The sequence below is a fragment of the Aliisedimentitalea sp. MJ-SS2 genome (assembly GCF_032586155.1).
In the GTDB taxonomy this organism is placed as follows: domain Bacteria; phylum Pseudomonadota; class Alphaproteobacteria; order Rhodobacterales; family Rhodobacteraceae; genus JAWHTC01.
The window spans coordinates 146,382-165,625 of record NZ_JAWHTC010000003.1 but is presented as its reverse complement, the minus strand read 5'-3'; the positions used below and the strand labels follow the sequence as shown (position 1 = coordinate 165,625).

19 protein-coding genes are annotated in these 19,244 nt (G+C 61.6%); 17 read left to right on the top strand and 2 right to left on the bottom strand.

The features are described 5' to 3' along the window. Positions 1-180 precede the first annotated feature (180 nt). The 17 genes from RXV86_RS13335 (at position 181) to RXV86_RS13255 (ending at position 14,465) form a co-directional block, all read left to right on the top strand. A complete protein-coding gene (locus RXV86_RS13335; RefSeq protein WP_316300656.1) occupies positions 181-666 on the top strand; it encodes a hypothetical protein in 486 nt (161 codons plus the stop codon). A gap of 40 nt (positions 667-706) precedes the next feature. Then, positions 707-1,645 (top strand): zincin-like metallopeptidase domain-containing protein, encoded by a 939-nt coding sequence (locus RXV86_RS13330; RefSeq protein ID WP_316300654.1) that lies wholly within the window; start codon positions 707-709, stop codon positions 1,643-1,645. Between the two features lie 23 nt (positions 1,646-1,668). Next, a complete protein-coding gene (locus RXV86_RS13325) occupies positions 1,669-1,878 on the top strand; it encodes a DUF6330 family protein (RefSeq protein ID WP_316300652.1) in 210 nt (69 codons plus the stop codon). Between the two features lie 87 nt (positions 1,879-1,965). Then, complete coding sequence (locus tag RXV86_RS13320; RefSeq protein ID WP_316300650.1) at positions 1,966-2,355, top strand: DUF3768 domain-containing protein; 390 nt, start codon at positions 1,966-1,968, stop codon at positions 2,353-2,355. A gap of 155 nt (positions 2,356-2,510) precedes the next feature. After that, positions 2,511-4,493, top strand: a complete 1,983-nt coding sequence (locus RXV86_RS13315; RefSeq protein WP_316300647.1) for a ParB/RepB/Spo0J family partition protein — start codon at positions 2,511-2,513, stop codon at positions 4,491-4,493. 72 nt (positions 4,494-4,565) lie between these two features. Then, entirely contained in the window at positions 4,566-5,159 is a 594-nt protein-coding gene (locus tag RXV86_RS13310) for a hypothetical protein (protein ID WP_025042408.1), read from the top strand. After that, entirely contained in the window at positions 5,159-5,812 is a 654-nt protein-coding gene (locus tag RXV86_RS13305) for a hypothetical protein (RefSeq protein WP_316300641.1), read from the top strand. Before RXV86_RS13310 ends, RXV86_RS13305 begins: the two co-directional genes overlap by 1 nt. Positions 5,813-5,936: 124 nt before the next feature. Next, entirely contained in the window at positions 5,937-6,263 is a 327-nt protein-coding gene (locus RXV86_RS13300; protein WP_005668772.1) for a type II toxin-antitoxin system PrlF family antitoxin, read from the top strand. Beyond that, positions 6,260-6,778, top strand: a complete 519-nt coding sequence (locus RXV86_RS13295) for a type II toxin-antitoxin system YhaV family toxin (RefSeq protein ID WP_008282927.1) — start codon at positions 6,260-6,262, stop codon at positions 6,776-6,778. The genes RXV86_RS13300 and RXV86_RS13295 overlap by 4 nt, the downstream gene beginning before the upstream one ends. A gap of 94 nt (positions 6,779-6,872) precedes the next feature. Next, complete coding sequence (locus tag RXV86_RS13290; protein WP_009820263.1) at positions 6,873-7,037, top strand: hypothetical protein; 165 nt, start codon at positions 6,873-6,875, stop codon at positions 7,035-7,037. Beyond that, positions 7,027-7,179 (top strand): hypothetical protein, encoded by a 153-nt coding sequence (locus tag RXV86_RS13285; RefSeq protein ID WP_009820264.1) that lies wholly within the window; start codon positions 7,027-7,029, stop codon positions 7,177-7,179. Before RXV86_RS13290 ends, RXV86_RS13285 begins: the two co-directional genes overlap by 11 nt. A 103-nt stretch (positions 7,180-7,282) precedes the next feature. Then, positions 7,283-11,545, top strand: coding sequence for a strawberry notch family protein (locus RXV86_RS13280; RefSeq protein WP_316300618.1), 4,263 nt, complete (start codon positions 7,283-7,285; stop codon positions 11,543-11,545). 121 nt (positions 11,546-11,666) lie between these two features. Then, complete coding sequence (locus RXV86_RS13275; RefSeq protein WP_316300616.1) at positions 11,667-12,053, top strand: DUF6878 family protein; 387 nt, start codon at positions 11,667-11,669, stop codon at positions 12,051-12,053. Between the two features lies 1 nt (position 12,054). Beyond that, entirely contained in the window at positions 12,055-12,516 is a 462-nt protein-coding gene (locus tag RXV86_RS13270; RefSeq protein ID WP_316300614.1) for a hypothetical protein, read from the top strand. Between the two features lie 100 nt (positions 12,517-12,616). Beyond that, the gene (locus tag RXV86_RS13265; protein WP_316300612.1) at positions 12,617-12,919 is read left to right on the top strand and encodes a hypothetical protein; all 303 of its coding nucleotides are present in this window, start codon (positions 12,617-12,619) and stop codon (positions 12,917-12,919) included. A 124-nt stretch (positions 12,920-13,043) separates the two neighbouring features. Beyond that, the gene (locus RXV86_RS13260) at positions 13,044-13,772 is read left to right on the top strand and encodes a DUF736 family protein (protein ID WP_316300610.1); all 729 of its coding nucleotides are present in this window, start codon (positions 13,044-13,046) and stop codon (positions 13,770-13,772) included. 156 nt (positions 13,773-13,928) lie between these two features. Beyond that, entirely contained in the window at positions 13,929-14,465 is a 537-nt protein-coding gene (locus RXV86_RS13255) for a hypothetical protein (RefSeq protein WP_316300607.1), read from the top strand. A gap of 159 nt (positions 14,466-14,624) precedes the next feature. Here the strand turns inward: RXV86_RS13255 and RXV86_RS13250 are convergent, their stop codons facing one another. Together RXV86_RS13250 and RXV86_RS13245 are read right to left on the bottom strand one after the other, a co-directional pair. Next, positions 14,625-18,029: an AAA family ATPase gene (locus RXV86_RS13250; RefSeq protein ID WP_316300605.1), complete on the bottom strand. Its 3,405-nt coding sequence runs from the start codon at positions 18,027-18,029 to the stop codon at positions 14,625-14,627. Then, positions 18,026-19,204 (bottom strand): DNA repair exonuclease, encoded by a 1,179-nt coding sequence (locus RXV86_RS13245; RefSeq protein ID WP_316300603.1) that lies wholly within the window; start codon positions 19,202-19,204, stop codon positions 18,026-18,028. The genes RXV86_RS13250 and RXV86_RS13245 overlap by 4 nt, the downstream gene beginning before the upstream one ends. Positions 19,205-19,244 lie beyond the last annotated feature (40 nt).

Below are 19,244 nucleotides of genomic sequence, written 5' to 3'. Positions count from 1 at the left end.
CGATCTAGAATTGCTGTATGAAATCAATGGCTTCGGCAGAAGGGCCGGGCTTTTCGGTTTTGTTGTGTGCCCAAAGGGGCCGGAAAAAGAGAAAGTGTTCTTCGGGTTTTGTGACTGACGGATGAGGGCCTTTGGGGTCCCTCGGATGGGTCCGGGCCGGGTTCCGGTCTGTCTTTCCTGATGAAGGGCATTCCAATGCAAACAGGTGTCTTGCGCGTGTTGCGCACGACCGCTGCCTCGTGGTGGCGACACAAGGAACTACGCCGAACCGGCCAGACGGGCCGGGCACAGCAGCTCGAGCGCGAGACTGTCCTGCGTGACCTCGGCTATCTGAAGCAGGCGGCGACGCTGCCGAATGCCCATGTGATCTGCGGAGAGGGTGAGACATTCATCCATCTCGGTTGGACCACCGTTTCAACCTTCGCGCCAATCGAGCGCTTTCCCTTGGCCACTCTTGCGGTCGCACGAGGGACCCCGTTTATCGATATCCGACCCGTCACCGATGTGATTGCCTTCGCGAACCTGCCGCGGGTGACGCGGGACGGATCGGTCGACCCTGACTCTTCGGGTCCCGGCAGGTCCGTGTCGCTGACCACCTACATCGACATGGTCGAAGCCCTCGGTGGCAGGATCGCCAACGATCCACGCCCCCGTCAGTCAACTTGATCACCACTCCCTCTCACCAAAACTCGAAAGGACGCCAGCCATGGCCCGATCCCGCACGCCCAAATTCGATGCCTCCGAGGTCATCACAAACGAAATCATCCGCATCATCGAGCGCGGCGTCCTGCCGTGGCGCAAGCCCTGGACCGCAGGTGGCAGCTCTCGCCCCCTGCGCGTGGGCGGAGAACCGTACCAGGGGGTGAACAACTTCCTGCTGACGATGCGGACCGTGATGGCGGGCCACAGCTCTCCCTTCTGGATGACGTTGCCGCAGGCCAATGCGTTGGATGCAAAGGTTCGCAAGGGCGAGAAGTCCTCTGTCGTCGTCTATTACGGTCAAAGCCGGAGAGACGCCGGCGATGAGCATGATCACAGCGACGGGGATGATCACTCCGAGGAAGCCCGTATCTTCCGCTTCCAGAAATCCTACCGCGTGTTCAATGCCTGCCAGATCGAGGGCTTGCCCGACAGCTTCTTCCCCGATCCGGAGCCCGTGCCCGAGCATCCGCCGTCCGAGCCCATCCCGCACATGCAGGCGTTTTTCGATGCCATCGACATCACGACCGTCTTCACAGGAACGGAAGCGTACTATTTGCCCCCCGTGGACAAGGTCTACATGCCGTCCATCACGCGGTTCCAGGACCCGCGCAATTTCTACGGGGTCTGGGCCCATGAGCTGGCCCATGCCACGAAAGCCCCGCATCGACTGAACCGAGATTTCGGTCTCTCGAAATTCGGCAACACCTCTTACGCGCGCGAAGAGATCGTCGCAGAATTGACCTCGGTGTTCCTGGGTCAGACGCTCGGCTTCACGGCGCATACGCTCGAGATGAATGCCGCCTACCTCCACAACTGGTTGCGCGTTCTTCGGTCGGACAAGGGCGCGATCTTCCGGCACGCCGCGGACGCGCAGCGCGCCTGCGACTATCTGATCGCCAGATCGGAAACGGGCAGGGCAGGGCGCAGTGCCGAGGCCGCCTGACCACACGGAGAACGGAGACTCGCATGTCACGCAAGGAACCCAAGACGCTGCGGGTGGCCTGCTTCGAAGACGGCCGCCGCAAGATCATCACCTTCAAACGCGATGCCTATTGGTGGAGCCCGTCCGAGGGCGCTTATCCGTTCTCGGCAGCGCTCGAGAGCATCAAGGAACAGGGCGGCTGGATCGAAACCATCCCCAACCCGAATTACAGACCCAAGGGGCTGCTCGGGTAGGGCGCCTTCGGCCTCGATTCATCCGCCGCACGGAAAAGAAAAAGCAGGCTTTGGGAAGGGTGTTTCAACTTCTCAAAGGAGATCCCCATGTCCATGACCATTCAACCCCAGCCAGACCGTCCGGATCCGAGTGTGATCGCGGCGCAGAACGACGCGTTTCGCAAGCTCGCGTGCCTTGGAGTGCCGCCCGCGCAGCCCATCCAGGGCCGGATGCATGTCACCCGCTCGCTTATGGAGGCCGGCGATGGCTTCATGGCCGAGGCGGTGAAGGCCACCGGTGCGTTCGATACATTCGAGCCTGAGAATGATCCCGAGGGATGGCACGATTTCGGGGCGGTCGAGATCCGGGGCGAGACCGTGTTCTGGAAAATCGATCTCTATGAAGCAGACTCGGATTTCCGCTACGGGGCTGAGACCCCGGACAATCCTGCCACCACCATGCGCGTGCTGACCATCATGCTGGCGCGCGACTGGTAGGGCAGGGGACTCCTCACCCTGACATCTGAGACGATGAAGGCCCGCTGACCCCTCAAAGGGAAAGTGGGCCTTTTGTCGTGGTGATCCCTGAAGCCGGGGATTGGTCACGCGCGTGAGCGCGCGGGCCACACCTCACCCTCCTGGAAGGATATCCCATGACCATAAGCTTTGCTCCCCTTACCGTCGCTATCGGCGATCTGGTCCCGCATCCCGCCAATGTGCGCAGCAACGCGCCGGAAACCTATGATCCCGAGAACATCGCGCATCTGAAGGCCAGCATCGCCGTTCTGGGCCTCTTGCAGCCGATCCTGGTCCAGAAGTTCGACGGCAAATACGCCGTGCTGGCCGGTGGCCGGCGGCATGCCGCGCTGAAGGAGCTGGTCGCTGACAAGGCCATCAAGGGCTTCACGGCGAAGACCAAGGTGGACTGCCGCCTTGTGCCGGAAGACTGCGACGTCACCACGGCGCTGTCGCTCGCCGAGAACGTCACCCAGGCGCCGATGAACGCAATCGACGAGTTCGAGGCCTTCGCCCGGATGATGGAGGTCGACGGCCAGACGCCCGAGACGATCGCCAAAACATTCGGCACGACCGTCGCCGCCGTGAAAGGCCGATTGCGCTATGGCCTGATCCACCCCGACATCCGCGCCGCGGCCCGGGCCAAGGTGATCACCCTCGACACGATGAAAGCCTTTGCCGAGCACCCGAGCCAGGAGGCGCAGCGCGAGGTCTTCGAGGCGCTCACGAAGGACGGCGGCTATCTGCAGGCCTATACCGTTCGACAGGCGCTCAAATCCCGCGGCGTGCAGGTCAGCGACGATATCGGGGCTTTCGTGCGCGAAGACTACGAGGCGCGTGGCGGTGCTGTCGCGGCTGACCTTCTGGAAGAGCATTCCGTGCTTGAGGATGCGGCGCTGGTCGAGACCATCCTGCTCGAGAAGCTCAGTGCCGCCGCCGAAGAGGCCCGCATAAAGCTGGGCTTTGCCTGGGCCGATGCGATGGTGCGCTATGACTACGCGACCATGGCCGACTACGGCCGCGTCTATCCCGGCCCGATCGAGCCTGATGAGGCTGCGCAAAAGCGCATCGATGAGATCACCGCAGAACTCGAGAAACTGCAGCTCGAGATGGAGGATGAGGGGCTCGAGGACGGTGCCTACAATGCCCTTTACGAGCGCGTGGATGCCTTGGAAGAGGAAGCCCGCGATCTGCAGGAGGCCTACAGCGCCGAGGACTTTGCGCGGTCCGGGGTGATCGCGTCTTGGTCGGGCGGGCAGATCACGCTCCATGTGGGCCTCGTCCGCCCCGAGGACACCGTCAAAGAGGAGGGCGCGCGCGGCTCCTCGGCCAACCCGACCGGGGAGGAGGCCCCGGACGCCGGCGACATCACCTACCCGGCCTCGCTGGCAGAGGACCTCAAGACCGAGCGGGCCATGGCCCTCGGCGCCGCAATGGCGCTGCATCCGGAGGCCACGCTCGATCTGACGCTCTTCAAGCTGGTCAGTGATGTTCTGGCCAGCGGCATGAGTGTCACGCAGGCGATCAAGATCGATGCCCGCAAGGAATACCGCAGCCATGCCAAGATGGACGAGATCGACGAGACCTCGCTCGAGCAGGTGGCGGCGGCGCATGATGCGCTTGATCTCTCGTGGCTCGATGACACCCGCGCGCCCGCCGATCAGTTCGCGGCGTTTCGCGCGCTGGAGGCCGGCGAGAAGGCCAAGCTCGTGGCCTATGCCACGGCCAGCACCACGCAGTCCTGCTTCGCGCGGGACCGCCAGCGCGACAGCCTGATGCATGCGTTCGAGATCGAGATCATGCCCGACATTCGCGCCCACTGGACGCCGAATGCGGCCCTCTTCAACCGCTTCAAGAAGGCCTGGCTCCTGAAGATCCTCGGCGAGGATCTGGGTCTGGCCCAGGAGGCTGTGACGCTGGCCTCGTCGAGCAAGAAGGAGATCGTGGCCTTCTGCGACAAGCTCTTCGCCGAGCCCTTCGCCACGCTCACGGATACACAGCGCGCTGCCGTGGCCGCCTGGTGCCCGCCGATGATGCAGACCGCCGGTGTCGCCTGTGACGAGGCGGAGCCCACTGTGGAAACCCCGGAGCCTGACAGCGAGGTCGCGCAAGCGGCCTGAGCCATCACGCGACCCGCGCGAGGCATTCCCCGCGCGGGTCGACCCTTCCAAACCGAACAGAAAGACATCCCCATGGCTATTCTCAAGTTCTCTGCGTCCGCTGTTGCGGCGCAGATCGCCCATGCACGCGCCTGCAAAACCTTCCTGCCCAACTGGAACGGGCCCGTGGACAGGCCCGCCCTGATCCTCATCGTCGGCAATGGCGTGCATCTGCGCTCAAACGGCATCGATGGCACGACCACCCGTATCGTCACCACCGAGCAGGCCGATCCGTCCTTTGCTTTCGCCGATGGCATGAACCCGTTTCGGGACACCGACTGGATGGCGCAGCGCCGCATGGCGTTTCGCGATCTGACCGGCCAGTTCTACACCGACATCCTGGATGACGTGCAGGTGCTCATCGACCGGGGGCGGGGTGCGATCCGGCTCGCCACCGATGGCCACAGCATCCGCGTCTTCGTGCGCCGGGCCTCGGACTATCTCATCGGCGGGACCTACGAGGTGCCCTCGGGCCTCGGCGGCACCTTCCGGGTCATCCTCAAGGATGCCTGCGACACCTTCGCGATCGTGCAGAACTGCGGCAATTGCGAGGATTTCGACGCCATGCAGCCCTACCGCGTGCCGCTCGATGCGCTGATGGAAATCGATGACCGGAGGGCGGCGTGATGGGTTGGCTCTTCTACACCGACGGCCGCGTCCAGACCTACGCGGATGAGAAAGCGGAGATTGCTCGGCTGTGCACCTTCGAGGGCGAAAGGCGCAAGACGGAACTGGTCAAAGCCTGCAAGGTGGGTTCGACTTGGTACGCGGCGGCAAAGGTCACAAATATCGACGGCACCCCTGTCGAAGACACGACCTATGTCACCGATGCGGATGGCTCCATCACTTTCGCCGCCGTATTCCTTACCCGATATGATGACGGCTGCTGGGGCTACAAGGACATGGAGGAAAGCGCGGGACCGGTCGAATCCCGCGCGCCACTGAGCCTATTGGCCCTGCTGTCCGAGCTGAAAGACCCAGACAGCTATGCTCATGCCTGGCGCCAGCGCTGCCAGGACTGGGCTGCGATCCCGGACTACGAGGAAGGCGACAAGATCAAGCTCGCAGCACCTGTGACGCTCACCGGTGGCAGTACCTGCCAGATTGTCACCGCGACCCACTACAGGCGCGGGCGGCAAAAGCGCCGCTGCTACCGCATCGAGGAAACTGGTGGGCTCGTACGCCTGTCGAAGGCCTCGCTTGCGGGCTCGGAGCTGCTCAGCTCCGCGAAAGGTGCGGCTAGCCCGGTGCTGGCGGAGTTCCTGGCGGGGCGAAATTAGGTCCTGCGCCGGACGGTTCATTGACCTGCCCGGCGACAGCAGATGCTGCGGCTTGTCTTGACAAGGCAATGCAAATGCATTACCTATCGCGGGCAGCAAAGAACCTTTTCTTCAGGAGACTGCCATGACAGCCCTCGCACAAGATGTCTCGAAACTCACGGATCGGTATCAGACGACCGTGCCGGCGGGTGTGCGCAAACAGCTCAAGCTGGGCAAGGGCGACCAGATTCGTTACTGCACCGAGCCGAGTGGCAGGGTCTATATCGAGCCCGTGCGCAGCGACGAGGAAGATCCCGTGCTCGGAGCCTTTCTCGATTTTGTCGAGGCCGATATCAAGGCGCATCCGGACCGCATTCGGGCGTTCGATGGGGCTTTGCATGACCGTCTTGCAGCACTGGTCGGAGACGTTGACGTCGATCTCGATGCGCCGCTATCGCTCGAGGATGAATGAGCGGCGATAGCGTGCCCGCCCAAGCGCCCCTTGTCGTAAACGGATGGTCGATTTATGCGCATCCGCTCTTTCTGGATCAGCTCGAAGGGCTGATTGAAGAGGTCGAGGCGCGTAAGGCACGCGATCCTAAGACCTGGCGCAAGAAAAACCCGACGAAACGGCTGGCCGCCATCTTCAAGCTGGTCACCGAGGCCATACCGGCAGATCCGGGTGCCGCCGCCTTCCGGCAAGGCGGCACACTCGGCGATCACCGCAAGCACTGGTTCCGGGCGAAATTCTTCCAGCAGTATCGGCTGTTCTATCGGTTCAACAGCGATGCGAAGGTCATCGTGGTGGCCTGGGTGAACGACGACAAGACCCTGCGCGCCTACGGCAGCAAGACGGATGCCTATGCGACGTTCAAAGGGATGTTGGAAGATGGCAATCCACCTGACAATTTCGACGCGCTCTTGAAAGAAGCTGCAGCGGCGGGCAAGCGGTTCGAAACTTCCCTTGAAGCGGTGCCCGATCGGTAAGTGGGCCAGCTTGCTGTGACCCTTTGGCATTATCGTTTACGACGCCCCGCTGGAAGATGTAGCATCGGCTGATAATACGGTCGGAGAAAGCACAATGGACGAAACGGAAAAGGATAGGCAGCACCTCGGGCTAGAGGAGCAATGCGCGCCTGACCTGACGGGGCACCGTTTCCCAATTGCTGTGCACGTTGCAGACATGCCCGATGACCTCGGCAAGCTGCTGGATATCGGGCTCGAGGAGCATTTCCGTGGCGGCTGATGTCAATTCGTATGACGCGTGGTTTCGCGCGAAGGTGCAGGCCGCGCTGGAGGAGGAATGCACGGGAACATCTCAAGTTCAGGTGATGCAGGCCGCACAGGCATTGATTGATGCGAAACGGGAGGTCGAACCCAAGTCCTGACCAAGCCTTGGAGGTCAGCGCGGTCTGACCCCCGTCACCTTGAAAAGCGAAAGCGGGCTTTTTGTCCTTTGGAACTCAGACCCTGATCCAAAGGAAAACTTCCATGTCCAAACCCAATCCGGCAAACACGGCTCTCTCAATTTCCGCAGCTAACCTCGCTTCTGCCCTCGCGCAGATCGGCGCGGAGGTCGACAACCAGCCCCTGCGCAGTTCAGCGCTCGCGCGTATCATGCGCGAGACGTTTCATGGCAGCGATGCCGGCGGTGCCTGGGACTGGCGCATGGCCTATGACCTGATGCAGGCCGCGGCCATCCAGGTGCTGCTGCGTGGGCACGGCGCGGCAGGTGACATCGCCGCTGCAAGGCTGCTTGCCTCACGGCTGCTGACGGAAACGCGCCGGTCAGAGCAGCAGATCCGGCTGCAGCAGTTTTCCACACCGCTGGCATTCGCGACCATGGCGGTTCGGGCCGCGGCGATCCGCAAGGGCGAGACCGTTCTGGAGCCCTCGGCTGGCACCGGTGCCCTGGCAGCTTTCGCCGCCCGGGCCGGTGCCACGCTTATGCTCAATGAAATCGACCCCTTTCGCCAGCGCCTCCTGCGCGCGGTTTTCGGCGGCGAGGTGACGGGCCATGACGGCGAGCATATCGACGATCTGCTGCAGTCGCCGGTTCTAGCCGACGTCGTGTTGATGAACCCGCCCTTCGCCTCATCGGTCGATCGCTCCCGAGACAAGCACATCGCCGCCAAACATCTCATCGCGGCTGCAAAGCGTCTGGCACCCGACGGGCGGCTTGTGGCGATCATGCCGCAAGGATTCACGCCCGAACGCGATGCCGCGCATTGGTCGCGCGCCTGCGGTTTGCTCACGCCGCGCTTGGCACTCACGATGCCGGGACAGGTCTATCGCAAGCTCGGCACCTCTGTCGAAACCCAGCTCATGGTCTTCGACAAGGTGCAGGAGGACGGCGAGATGATCCGCGCCAGTGTCCGGGACTTGGATGAAGCCCTTCCTTTTGTCGACGCCGTGGCCGCAACCCGGCCCGAGGCGCGCCCCGTACAACAGGCGGCGTCGATGCCGCACGCGCGGCCGACCATTGCATCATCTGCCCCGCGCAAGACCGCTGCTGCGCCTGTCGCCGCCTCCAAACCCCGGGCCAATGCCGTCTGTCCGCTCAGCTTCACTAGCTTTGAGACCCCTCGCGACAACACGCCCATCTCGGATATCTATGCGCGCTACCGCCCGCAGCGGATCGAGATCGCAGGCGGGCAGGAACATCCCACGCCGCTCGTTGAAAGCATCGCCATGGCCTCGGTTGCCCCGCCCATGCCCTCAAACACGGACAGTGATGACTTGCGCCTGCCCGCACGGTTGATCGAGGAGGGAGATCTTTCCGAGGCGCAGCTCGAGACCATCATCATGGCGCATGACGCCCATGGGCGCGACCTGCCGGGGCGGATGCGCCTAGATGACGACCAGACCAAGCTGACGCGCGCAGACGATGACCCAGAGGCATGCGCCTATCGCCTTGGCTATTTCCTCGGCGACGGCACCGGTTGCGGCAAGGGCCGCGAATGCGCGGGGCTCATTCTCGTGAACTGGCTGGCTGGGCGCAGAAAGGCGATCTGGGTCTCCAAATCCGCCACGCTCATTGAGGACGCGATCCGCGACTGGACCGATCTCGGCGGCTCGCCCGCCGACATCCAGTCGCTCTCCAAATGGAAACCGGACCGGCCCATCCCGATGGGCGATGGTATCCTCTTCGTCACCTACGCCACGCTGCGCTCGGCGGGCAAATGCGGCACCACGCGGCTGAGCCAAATCCTCGACTGGATGGGCGCAGACTTTGAAGGCGTCCTCGCTTTTGATGAGGCCCATGCCATGCAGAACGCGGCAGGGTCTGAGCAGGGCAGGGGGGTCAAACCCTCCCAGCAGGGCCTTGCTGGCCTGCGGCTGCAACTGGCAGCACCCCGCGCTCGCGTCTTCTACATCTCGGCCACGGGCGCCACGAGCGTGCACAACCTAGCCTATGCCGCGCGTCTCGGTCTCTGGGGACAAGGCCCCGAATACCCCTTCCCGAGCCGCGAGGGTTTCGTTTCAGCGATGGAAGCCGGCGGCGTGGCCGCCATGGAGGTGGTCGCGCGTGATCTCAAGACGCTCGGCCTCTACACGGCCCGCGCCCTCAGCTTTGATGGGGTGGAGTATGACGTGCTCGAACACGCGCTCACCCCGGCCCAGATCGAGGTCTACGACGCCTATGCGGGCGCGTTTCGTACGATCCACCACAATCTCGAGGCGGCGCTGACCGCGACTGGGGTCAACGGTGCCTCGGGCGAGACCAATGCCTCGGCCGCACGCGCTTCGGCCAAGTCCCGCTTCGAGAGCACGAAGCAGCGCTTTTTCAACCATCTCCTGATGGGCATGAAAGCCCCGACGATCATCCGCGCCATCGAGGACGATCTGGCGGCGGGCAAGGCTTGCGTCATCCAGGTGGTTTCGACAGGCGAGAGCCTGCTGAAACGTCGACTTGAGACATTGGACCCCGAGGATGAACTCGTTGAGGGGGCCTTGACGCCGCGCGACTATGTGCTTGGCTACCTCGAACAGGCCTTCCCGATTCATGCGCAAAAGCTGGTCGAGATCGACGGCAATATGGTGGCGGAACCTTTACGGGATGAGACCGGGGCGCTCGTTGTCTCGCGCGAGGCGCTCGCCCTGCGCGATGCGGCCATGATGGAGTTGATGACGCTCGCCCCGATCCCCTCGGCGCTCGATCAGATCCTCTGGGCTTTTGGCGACGAGGCCGTCGCAGAGGTCACGGGGCGGTCCATCCGGCCCCTCAAGGCCGAGGATGGCCATCTCTTTATCGAAAAGCGCGCCGCCAGCAGTAATTCGTCCGAGACCCAAGCCTTCATGGACGGCGAAAAGGATATCCTGATCTTCTCCGATGCAGGCGGTACTGGCCGATCCTATCACGCGGCGCAAACGGCGAAGAACCAGAAACGGCGCCGGCACTACCTGTTGGAGCCCGGCTGGCGCGCCGATGCGGCCATCCAGGGGCTCGGCCGCACGCATCGCTCGGCCCAGGTCAGCGCGCCCTTCTTCCGGGTCTGCACCTCCGATGTGCATGGCGAGAAGCGTTTCACCTCGACGATTGCCAAGCGCCTCGACCAGCTGGGGGCCTTGACGAAGGGCCAGCGCGAGACCGGCTCGCAGGGCATGTTCCGCGAGGAGGACAATCTCGAAAGCCCGATCGCACGAGCGGCGCTGCGCGGGTATTTCGCCGATCTTGCTGCCGGGCGGGCCGAGGCGATGAGCTACGAGAGCTTCACCGACTGGACGGCCTTGCGGCTGATCGACAAGGACGGGGTGCTTCTCGAGGAGCTTCCCCCGATCCAGCGGTTTCTCAACCGGGTGCTGGCGCTGCCCATCCACATGCAGAACGCGCTCTTTGCCGAGTTCATGCGCCGGATTGCCGATCAGACTGAACGGGCGCGCGCGGCGGGCACACTCGATCTCGGCGTCGAAACCCTGCGCGGCGAAAAGATCGAACAGGTCTCCACGGAGGATCTCTGGACCTGCCCGAAATCCGGCGCCGTGACGCGGATCATCGGGCTGGAGGTCACCGACCCGGTCCACGTCCTTGGGGCCGAAGAGGCCATATCGCGCAACCCCGACAAGCTACCGATGGTGAATCGCGCCTCCGGCCGCGCGGCGCTCATCTCGGCGCGCCCTATGCAGATGTATGACGAGGACATCGTTACGCTGATGCGCAAGGCGGTGCGTCCAAACGGGTCGAGCTACCTCGAAGAGGCACGGTTTGAGTCCTCGGCCTGGGAAGACATCGGAAGGCCCGAGTTTGCAAGGCTTTGGGATGCCGAGGCTGCGTCCCTGCCAAAAACCACCACGACCAAGCTCTACCTGCTGACCGGGCTCTTGTTGCCGATCTGGAAGGACATTCCGACCACCAATGAGCGCATCTACCGGGTCACGCCCGACGGGGCGACCGCGATGATCGGGCGCACGCTGAGCGAGGAAGGGGCGGCCGCGCTGCGCGCCCGCTTCCTCGTCTCCAATCCGCAAACGCCGCAGGAGATGTTGACCGCCGCCCTCGGCACCACTGCGCCGGTCGATCTGGGCCGGGGTCTCACCTTGACCCGTCGCCGCGTCGCAGGCGAGATGCGCCTTGAGTTGTGCGGCGTGGACAGGGGCATGATTGATGGCCTCAAGGCCCTCGGCTGCTTCACCGAGATCATCGCCTTCCAGCTACGGGTGTTCCTGCCGCATGGGGATGGGATCGACACGAGGGGAATTCTGGCCCGGATCGTGGGGCAGGGGCCTGCTATCACGGCGGACCAAGCCGCCTGAAAAGTCAAAGCGGGCTTTGGGTCGGGCGTCGCAGATCGGGATTTGTCCGGTCTGCGCGTTCCGGGCGCGCGCGGGCCAATGCCACGCCCGGCCCCCCAATTGCAGACAAGAGGACAAACCCATGACCAATCCCCAGATCGATTATGCCGCAATGGCGGCTCAGTGGCGTGCAGAGCGCGAAACCACCTTGAAGGCATCCCGAACGGAGCTGCTCGCGCAACTACGTGCGCTTGGCATCAGCGAGGTCACTGCCGAATATGAAGGCTATGGCGACTCCGGCAATGTCGAGGATGTGACGGTGCAGCCTGCAGAGGTCAACCTGCCGGAGGCGCTTGCCACAGAAGTTGGCGACTTCGCCTGGTCGCTCGCCTATCACCATCACCCGGGGTTCGAAAACAACGAGGGCGGCTTCGGCACGCTGACCTGGGACTTGCGCAACGACAGCATCATCCTCGATCACGCGGACCGCTATGTCGAATGCTCGCACAGCTATGACGAGGGGCTTTGAGATGGCCCATCCGCTTCATCATGCTGAAAGCTCTGCCCGGAAATTCGGCGGGGTGCCGTCTGACTATCAGTCTGTGCACGATTGGTTTGACGCCTCGAAAGAGCACCTCGCGCTCTTCACGCACCGAGCCATGCGCCATCATGCCCAAGGCCTGTTTGAGGCCGAACGTGTCTTCGGCCTGTCCCTGACCAATAGCGCAGGTCGGGACATTCCCGTGCGCTGGATCGGCGAGCAGCATATCCGTGAAGACTGCCAGGGCCGCATTCCGAGCATGGCCGACTGGCTGCGACGGATCCAGCCTGAGCCATGGATGGCCAATGGCCACATCGACCGGCATTTTGGCGATGAGCCCTGCGGTGACCCAAGGGTTGCCTGGGCCTCCGAGGTCGCCGCCGGAAGAACGGTTCTTGGCCTGAAAGATTGGATGGCGGCGCGCGCGATGCAAGCGGCGCAGAGTGCCTGACAGGTCTCGGCCGTTTGCCAAACGAATGCTGCATAGAAGCCCGGTCAGAAGATCGGGCTTCTTGCGTCGTTTCCCCACCATTCTTCGTAAGGAGGTTCGCATGACACTCGAAGACATCAAGGCCGCCGTCGATGCCGGGCAGACCGTGCATTGGGCGAATACCGGCTACGTTGTCCACAAGGACCGGGTCGGTCAGTGCCTCATCACCTATCTGCCGAACGGCAGCTGCATCGGCCTGACCGACCGGGAAGGGCACCGGTTGAACGGAAAAGAGGCGGAGTTCTTCATCGCGCGATCGGAGGACGGCGCGGAAAATCCGGGCAGCCAATCAAGACCAGACGGGCAGGGGAGGGGCGTAGCACCTGGAGGCGCGGGGGCATTCCCACTCGGACGGCAGCTCTGACCCGTGGGCGGGGCTGAAAGGAAAGCGAGCTTTCTGATTTGTGATCCCAAGAGGGGTCGAGAAAGCAATCCCGGATGCGTTGGCAAGAACGTCAGGCACCGGCCAATCCAAAAGGAACCATCCCATGTTCGCAGGAACCCTCACCCGCAATGTCGAGACCGCAGCCGCCGAGTACACCGGCATGATCCACTCGACGCGCTTTGACATCGCCATCCAGCTCGAGGCACGGGCCAAGATGTCTGAACGCAGCCCGGATTTTGACGTGACGGCAGTCAACAAATCAGGCCGCAAGGTGCGCATCGGCACGGCCTGGAACGAGACCGGCAATACCAGCGGCAACCCCTACATCTCGATGCAGATAGATGTCGGCTTAGGTCCGTTCCGGGTCAACGCGGTGCAGACGAAAGAGGCGCGTGCGGCCCAAAGCGGGGCGTTCGAGATCATCCCGCTGGTCTCGAACGGCCTGATGAAATCCGGCTCGATCTCGGGCGAGCTCACCGCCATGGACGCCGACAACGCCTTCACCGGCTACATCGCCAACATGATGTTCGATCTGGAGTTCATGCTGATCGAGAACAGCTACAAGACCGAGGAGACCCACCCCGACTACCGGATCGAGGTCAGCTCGCCCCGGGGCACGCCGATCCGCGTCGGCTCGGCCTGGATGGCCAAAAGCAGCCGCACGGGCAATGACTACCTTTCGTTGCTAGTCAACACGCCCGATGGCGATCTGCGCGTCAACGCCGTGCAGAACGAAGAACAGCGCGGCGGGCAGACCTTCACGATCATCCCGTTCATCGACAGCGGTGAGCAGCCGCAGGACGCAGGCGCGGGGCTCTCCTTGGTCGCCTAATCGGCGCGCGAGGGGGAGACGATCTGAACCGAAAGGGGAGCCGTGGGACCACGGTTTCCCTTTTTCCGTGTCCGTTTACGTGGAGGACGCCACCCGCTTGCGATCAGGTGTAAATGTGATGCATAAATATATTATCGCAACATCGAGGGCGGGCGCGTGGCGGCTAGATCAGGGACGGTTCTATGGTTTGACAACTTTGATGTTGAGGCAGAGGTTGCAGATATCCTCGCCCATATCGAGCGCTGCACCGGATTTGCGCTACCCGCCCGGCAGCGCGCCGTCATTATGTCCCATGCGACGGCGAAGCTCGACAAGAACCGGCTGGCGTATCTGGACGCCAAGGCAGCAGGAAAGCCGGTGTCCACGTCGCGCCGCGCTTATCTGACTGACTTGCAGGACACGGTCTTCATGGCGATCCCGGAAGAGAACCTTGCGCTGATGCCGCTAAGCGAGCAGGTCCTTAACGACCCGTCATTTTACGCGGAAGCCATGCACCGTGCCGCCGCGATCAGCGAGGATGAGCTATTCATGGCGCTGTCCTCTTCGCTGAAAGACATGACGGTCCAAGACGCCCGCGCCTTCGTCTCGAAGCTTTGGCACGGCACGATTGACGACAATGCCCGCAAATACGCCGAAGCCCTGAAGCGCCCCGAGCGTGAAATCATGCCGCTGCGGCCTGGGAACACCCTGTAAAATCGAGGCCGCTCCCCTGGCACAGGCTGTGATCAGATTGGCCGCCTTGGCCATCGGTCCCTTAGGCGTATCGCCGGTAGCGCGCGAAAGCGGTCCATATTTTTTGAAGAGCTGTTTCATAGTCATCAAACTTCAGGTGGAAGAGTGAACAGCGGGATGCTAATGCGGCATCTTCACGATGGAAACTCCTGGAATGTTCTTGCGTGCAAGCTCCAACAGGTGCGCATGGTGCGTGAAAATGATTGCCTGACCGCTCCGTCCGATCTCGGCACAGAGATTCAATGCGGCAGATGCACGGGTATCGTCGAAGGTTTCCATAATATCGTCGAGAACCATGGGCAGGGGGCCCGGATCACGCGCGAAGCTGCGGTAACCGGCCAGGCGCAGGGCAAAATATAATTGGCCCATGGTTCCGGTGGACATGTTTTCGACCTTCACGGGGTCGCCGCCGGGTTTGATGCCGACCAGCTTTTCGCCCTCGGATTCACTCCAGACAACGACTTTTTCCCATTCCTTAGATGTCATGGTGACAAAAGCTTCTTCCACGTCTTTCAGCATTGCGCTGCTTCGTTCGGCAGCCAAGCGCTTTAAGGCACCCCGCGCAGCCAATATCCCGAGCCTTGCGACAGCCGCATGCCTTGCACCGTTTCGCAACTCTTCGAGGATCGTGGCCTGTTCGGTGATCAGATCGCTGTTGTCAGCGGCATGAAAAGCTTCCTCGTAAAGGCGTTCTTTTTCATTCATTTCCTTCAAAGCGGCATCCCGTGCCGTTTGCGCATCGTCAAGTTCTTGCTGCAGTTCCGCTTCTCGCGTTACATTGGGCAACCGCGTCAGCTCTTCGTCAAAGAGCGTACGATCCACGCCGTCGCGCGCCTTATTGCGGCTCGTGTCCGCATTGGCCCGGTCTTCGCGCAACTCGTCGCGTTCAGCTAGAATCCCCACGCGCTCCGTCGGCGAAAGATCCTCACCACCTTGTCCTTCAAACAAGTTTTCCAGCTGGGTTTGCGCTTCGTCCCGGGCAACTATCGCACGCTTTCGGCCTTTGACCTCCTTGTCGAGAAGGTCTTCTTCTCGTTTTCTCACACGATCCGCCTCAGCGGTTTTGGTTACACGCGCACGAGCGCGGTTGATGATGGGAAGTGGATCGTCTTTCGGATTGTAAGGCTCCTCCAGGATCTCCGCCAATCGTGCGGCACTCCTTGCCAGGGTGGCAACGGCGCGTTCCAGGGCTTCAACACGTCCCGCCAGGCTTCTGTGATTACTGTGAACCTGTTGCAGCGTGCGCAGGTGCGGCAGCGCTGCTTTCACGCCCGTGGCCGAGCGATCAGGAAGAGGTCGCGCCGAGGTCAGCGTTTCCAGTCGGTCCAAGGCTGCCTTATGATCTGTCTCGGCTTGGGATACAGCTTTCTGGTAGTCGGCAATGCTACGTTCCCCGCGACGCCAGTTCTCCCATGTCTTACGGACACTTTCCTGAAGTGTGAGAGCCTTGCCAACCCGCTCAGGGAGGTCACTATCTTCACCTTCAAGGGCGACTAGGCGGGCTGCTGCCAGCAGTTCGTCAAAGGCTGCCTTGCGGCGCTTGGCGCGGTCCTCAAAGGCATTCTCCGCAATCGTGACCTCAGTTGCGATCTCAGCCGCCGCCGTCAGGCTGGTAAGTCTAGCAGCAAACGCAGCCGGCCCCGTATCGACGGGAAAGCCCAGGGCAGTCGCGAGTGAGCCACCCCGCTTGGTCAAAGGTTCGTGTTTTCCGGTGAGTGCTTCGAGTTTGTCTTTTGCCGTGTCACGTGCGGCTTTTGCGGTGCTTTCCTGTGCGCGCGAGTTTGCAAGCTGTTTGCGCGCATCCGTGCCCATCAGATAACTCGTTCGGGCGCCATCATCTGCATGCATGGCCTCCTCAAAACGCTCCGCGGTTTCGTCGGAGAGACTGCCACGATGGGATTGCCAGGCTGTGTCACGCTGACGACGGGTTTCTTCCGTCGCTGCAGCGTCAATCGAATCCGGCGCGCTTTCGTCGGCTTCGCGTTTTGCGCACGCGGCCTTGTAGTCCGCTTCGCGACCTTCCAAATCTTCTGTGGCGGAAACGATGTTGGCATTCAGGGTGTTCCATTCCCTGAGGATTTCATCGAGACTTTCACGTGCAGGCAGGCCGTTCTCGATAAGTGTCTGCCAAGAAGCAGGTAGACCCGAAACTGCTTTGGCTAGCCGGGCGCGTTCCGATGCGAGGTTATGTTCAAGACCTGACACGTCCGAAACTTTCTGCCATGCGTCAAACGCGATCTGCAGGTGAGACAAGTCCTTTGGTTCGGTTGGAGCATCCCCCAGCTGATCGCGTGCGGTCTTCAACACGTTTGAAGCCGCTCGCAGCTCGCCCTCACTGGTTTGACAGGCCTGTACCGCATCCGCGAGTGTCTCCAGTTCTTCGGTCGTCAGGACCAAGGCCTCTACAGGCTCGTCACTTACCGCCAACGCTGTCAGAATCTGTTTTATCTGGCGGCCCGCGTCATCGCGCTCACCTGCGCGCTTTTCGAGATCCGATCTGGCCGTGTCCGCTCGGGAGGTGAGGGAAGCCCCATCGATTCTGATTTGATCCAGCTCTGTGAGTTCCGCTTCGAGATGTCCGGCAGCCGGGTCAGCCTCATTTTCTGAAATGACCGCTTCATGGCGCGAAATTCTGTCATCGGCGCCTGCGATACTCTCTGCTTTCTCCGATAGGGTTGTCACGAGTGTGGCGACTTGCCCACCCGTGCCCTTCTTCAAATTCGGACCTTCCGGAAAATCGGCAGAAAATTCGTCGATTCTCCGAATTTCCTCCGATTTGTCATACCAGGTCTGCGCCGCCGCTCCTGCTGCCTGCCGTTTTCGGGCACGCGTGAGGTCGGTGTCCGCCTGTTCGAAAACCGTTTGCGCGGTCTCTCTGTCTTTCCGAAGAGTGCGTTCCCGATCCGGCGTGAGACGTTCCGTTCGAAGTGCCTGATGGATCTCTTTCAAGTGGTCTTTGCCGGTTTTGAGCGCCGTACCTCGGCCGCTCTTCTTGTGAAACTTTTCGGCGCGGGCTGTCATGTCTTCCAGTGTCGCCGCCATACTGGTCAGGCCTGATACACCCGCATGCAGAAGCTGGCCCAGGTCGCCTTTTGCCTCGGCAATCCGTTCACCGCCTTTGCGGAGTCCTTCGTCGTTGAGTGAGAACCTTTCGACATAACCCTCCATGGAAAGGCCATGGAGCGCACTCGAAAGAATGGCTTCGTCGACCGGGCGGTCCTGATGATCAAGCAGGGACTGGGTGCGTTTGCCATTTCGGCGCAAAACTGTCACCCCGCGTCCGGGGATACCCAGCTCCGCTCCGACCAAAAGGTCATTGCGTTCAAACCTGAAAGCGTACGGGTGGGTTCCTGCTTTCATACCGAAGAGAAGTTCCAGAAACCCGTTAAAGGCCGTGGATTTTCCCGATTCATTCGGTCCATAGATTACGGTGACATCAGGTTTGCCCTCGGCTGGTGCCGGGAGCACGATCTCGGCGCCGTCAAAACGGCCATAGCGAATGAGATCAAGCCGGTTCAGTCTCATTCCGCGGCTCCTGAGTGCAGAGACAGCGTAACTTCAGTAACGGCCTCCTCCAAAAGGTCATCCAAGGCGTCTTCAGATAATTCGTCGGCAATTTCACGGGGCAATGCGTTTCTGAGTTCTTCGAGGATCTCTTTGGTGGCCAGCTGGAAGCCCGGTTCGGTGAGCTCGGCCCGCATCAGGCGCACTAGGTCATCCGCCTTTGCGTCGATCAGTTGTTTGGGGGCAACCACTTTGATTTTGTCGATAAACACGCGCTCGATGTCAGCGAGCAATTCGTTCGCAAGGGCCGTCAGTGTCTCAGCAGTATGGTGGCCTGTGGCCACCTGCAGACGCACCGCTATGCGGTGTTCTGGATGCTGCACCCCTTGGAGTGCACACCGAAGCGCGCTCAACACTTCCTGAACATCTGAAGATTTACTGAGATCCAAAGCGCATTCGGTGAATCTCAGATGTCCAACCCGATGCCGTTCGATATTCGGAGTGTCATCATCAAGCTCGACAATCGCGACCGTACCGCCGGTAAGTTCTCCGAAGTGGCGTGGTTGCGGAATGCCCGGCATGACAGCGAGAACTGGGCCTGATGTGCGCTCAAAGGGGGCGTGGATGTGGCCGAGGCACCAAAGGTCATAGCCATGTGCCAGCAGATCCTGCTCGGAGCAGGGAGCATAGGGATCGTGACCTGGCGAGCCATCCAGCGACGTATGCATCAGTCCGACGTTTTTCCGGCCAGCCACCGGCGCCGGGTAGTCGGGCAGGAAGCTTTTTGAGACATGCGCCGTGTCGAAAGACAGTCCGTGGAACCACACGCCACCGATTTCCACGCTGGGCTCGTTCTTGTGAAGCAAATGAATATTCGGACCCAGGTTACCGTGGGCTCGGTGATCGAGAAGGGCATCGTGGTTGCCACGGATCAGTACTGTGGGAACACCCGCGTCAGCGGCGCGTGCCAATTGCGAGATCAGAAATGCCCGGGACTTCAGGTCTGGTTGGTCATTATCAAAGATGTCGCCAGCGAGAACCAGTGCATCGACACTTTCCGAGATTGCCAGGTCAACAATGCGAATGAACGTGTCCCGACTTGCCTGTTTCAGATGGTCACCCAGATCCGGATTGCGCATCGCGGTCGAGCGAATCGGCGACCCGAGATGAATGTCGGCTGAAACGAGGACACGCATAGATTTTAAATCTTCCTGAAAACGATCGATGTGAAAAAAT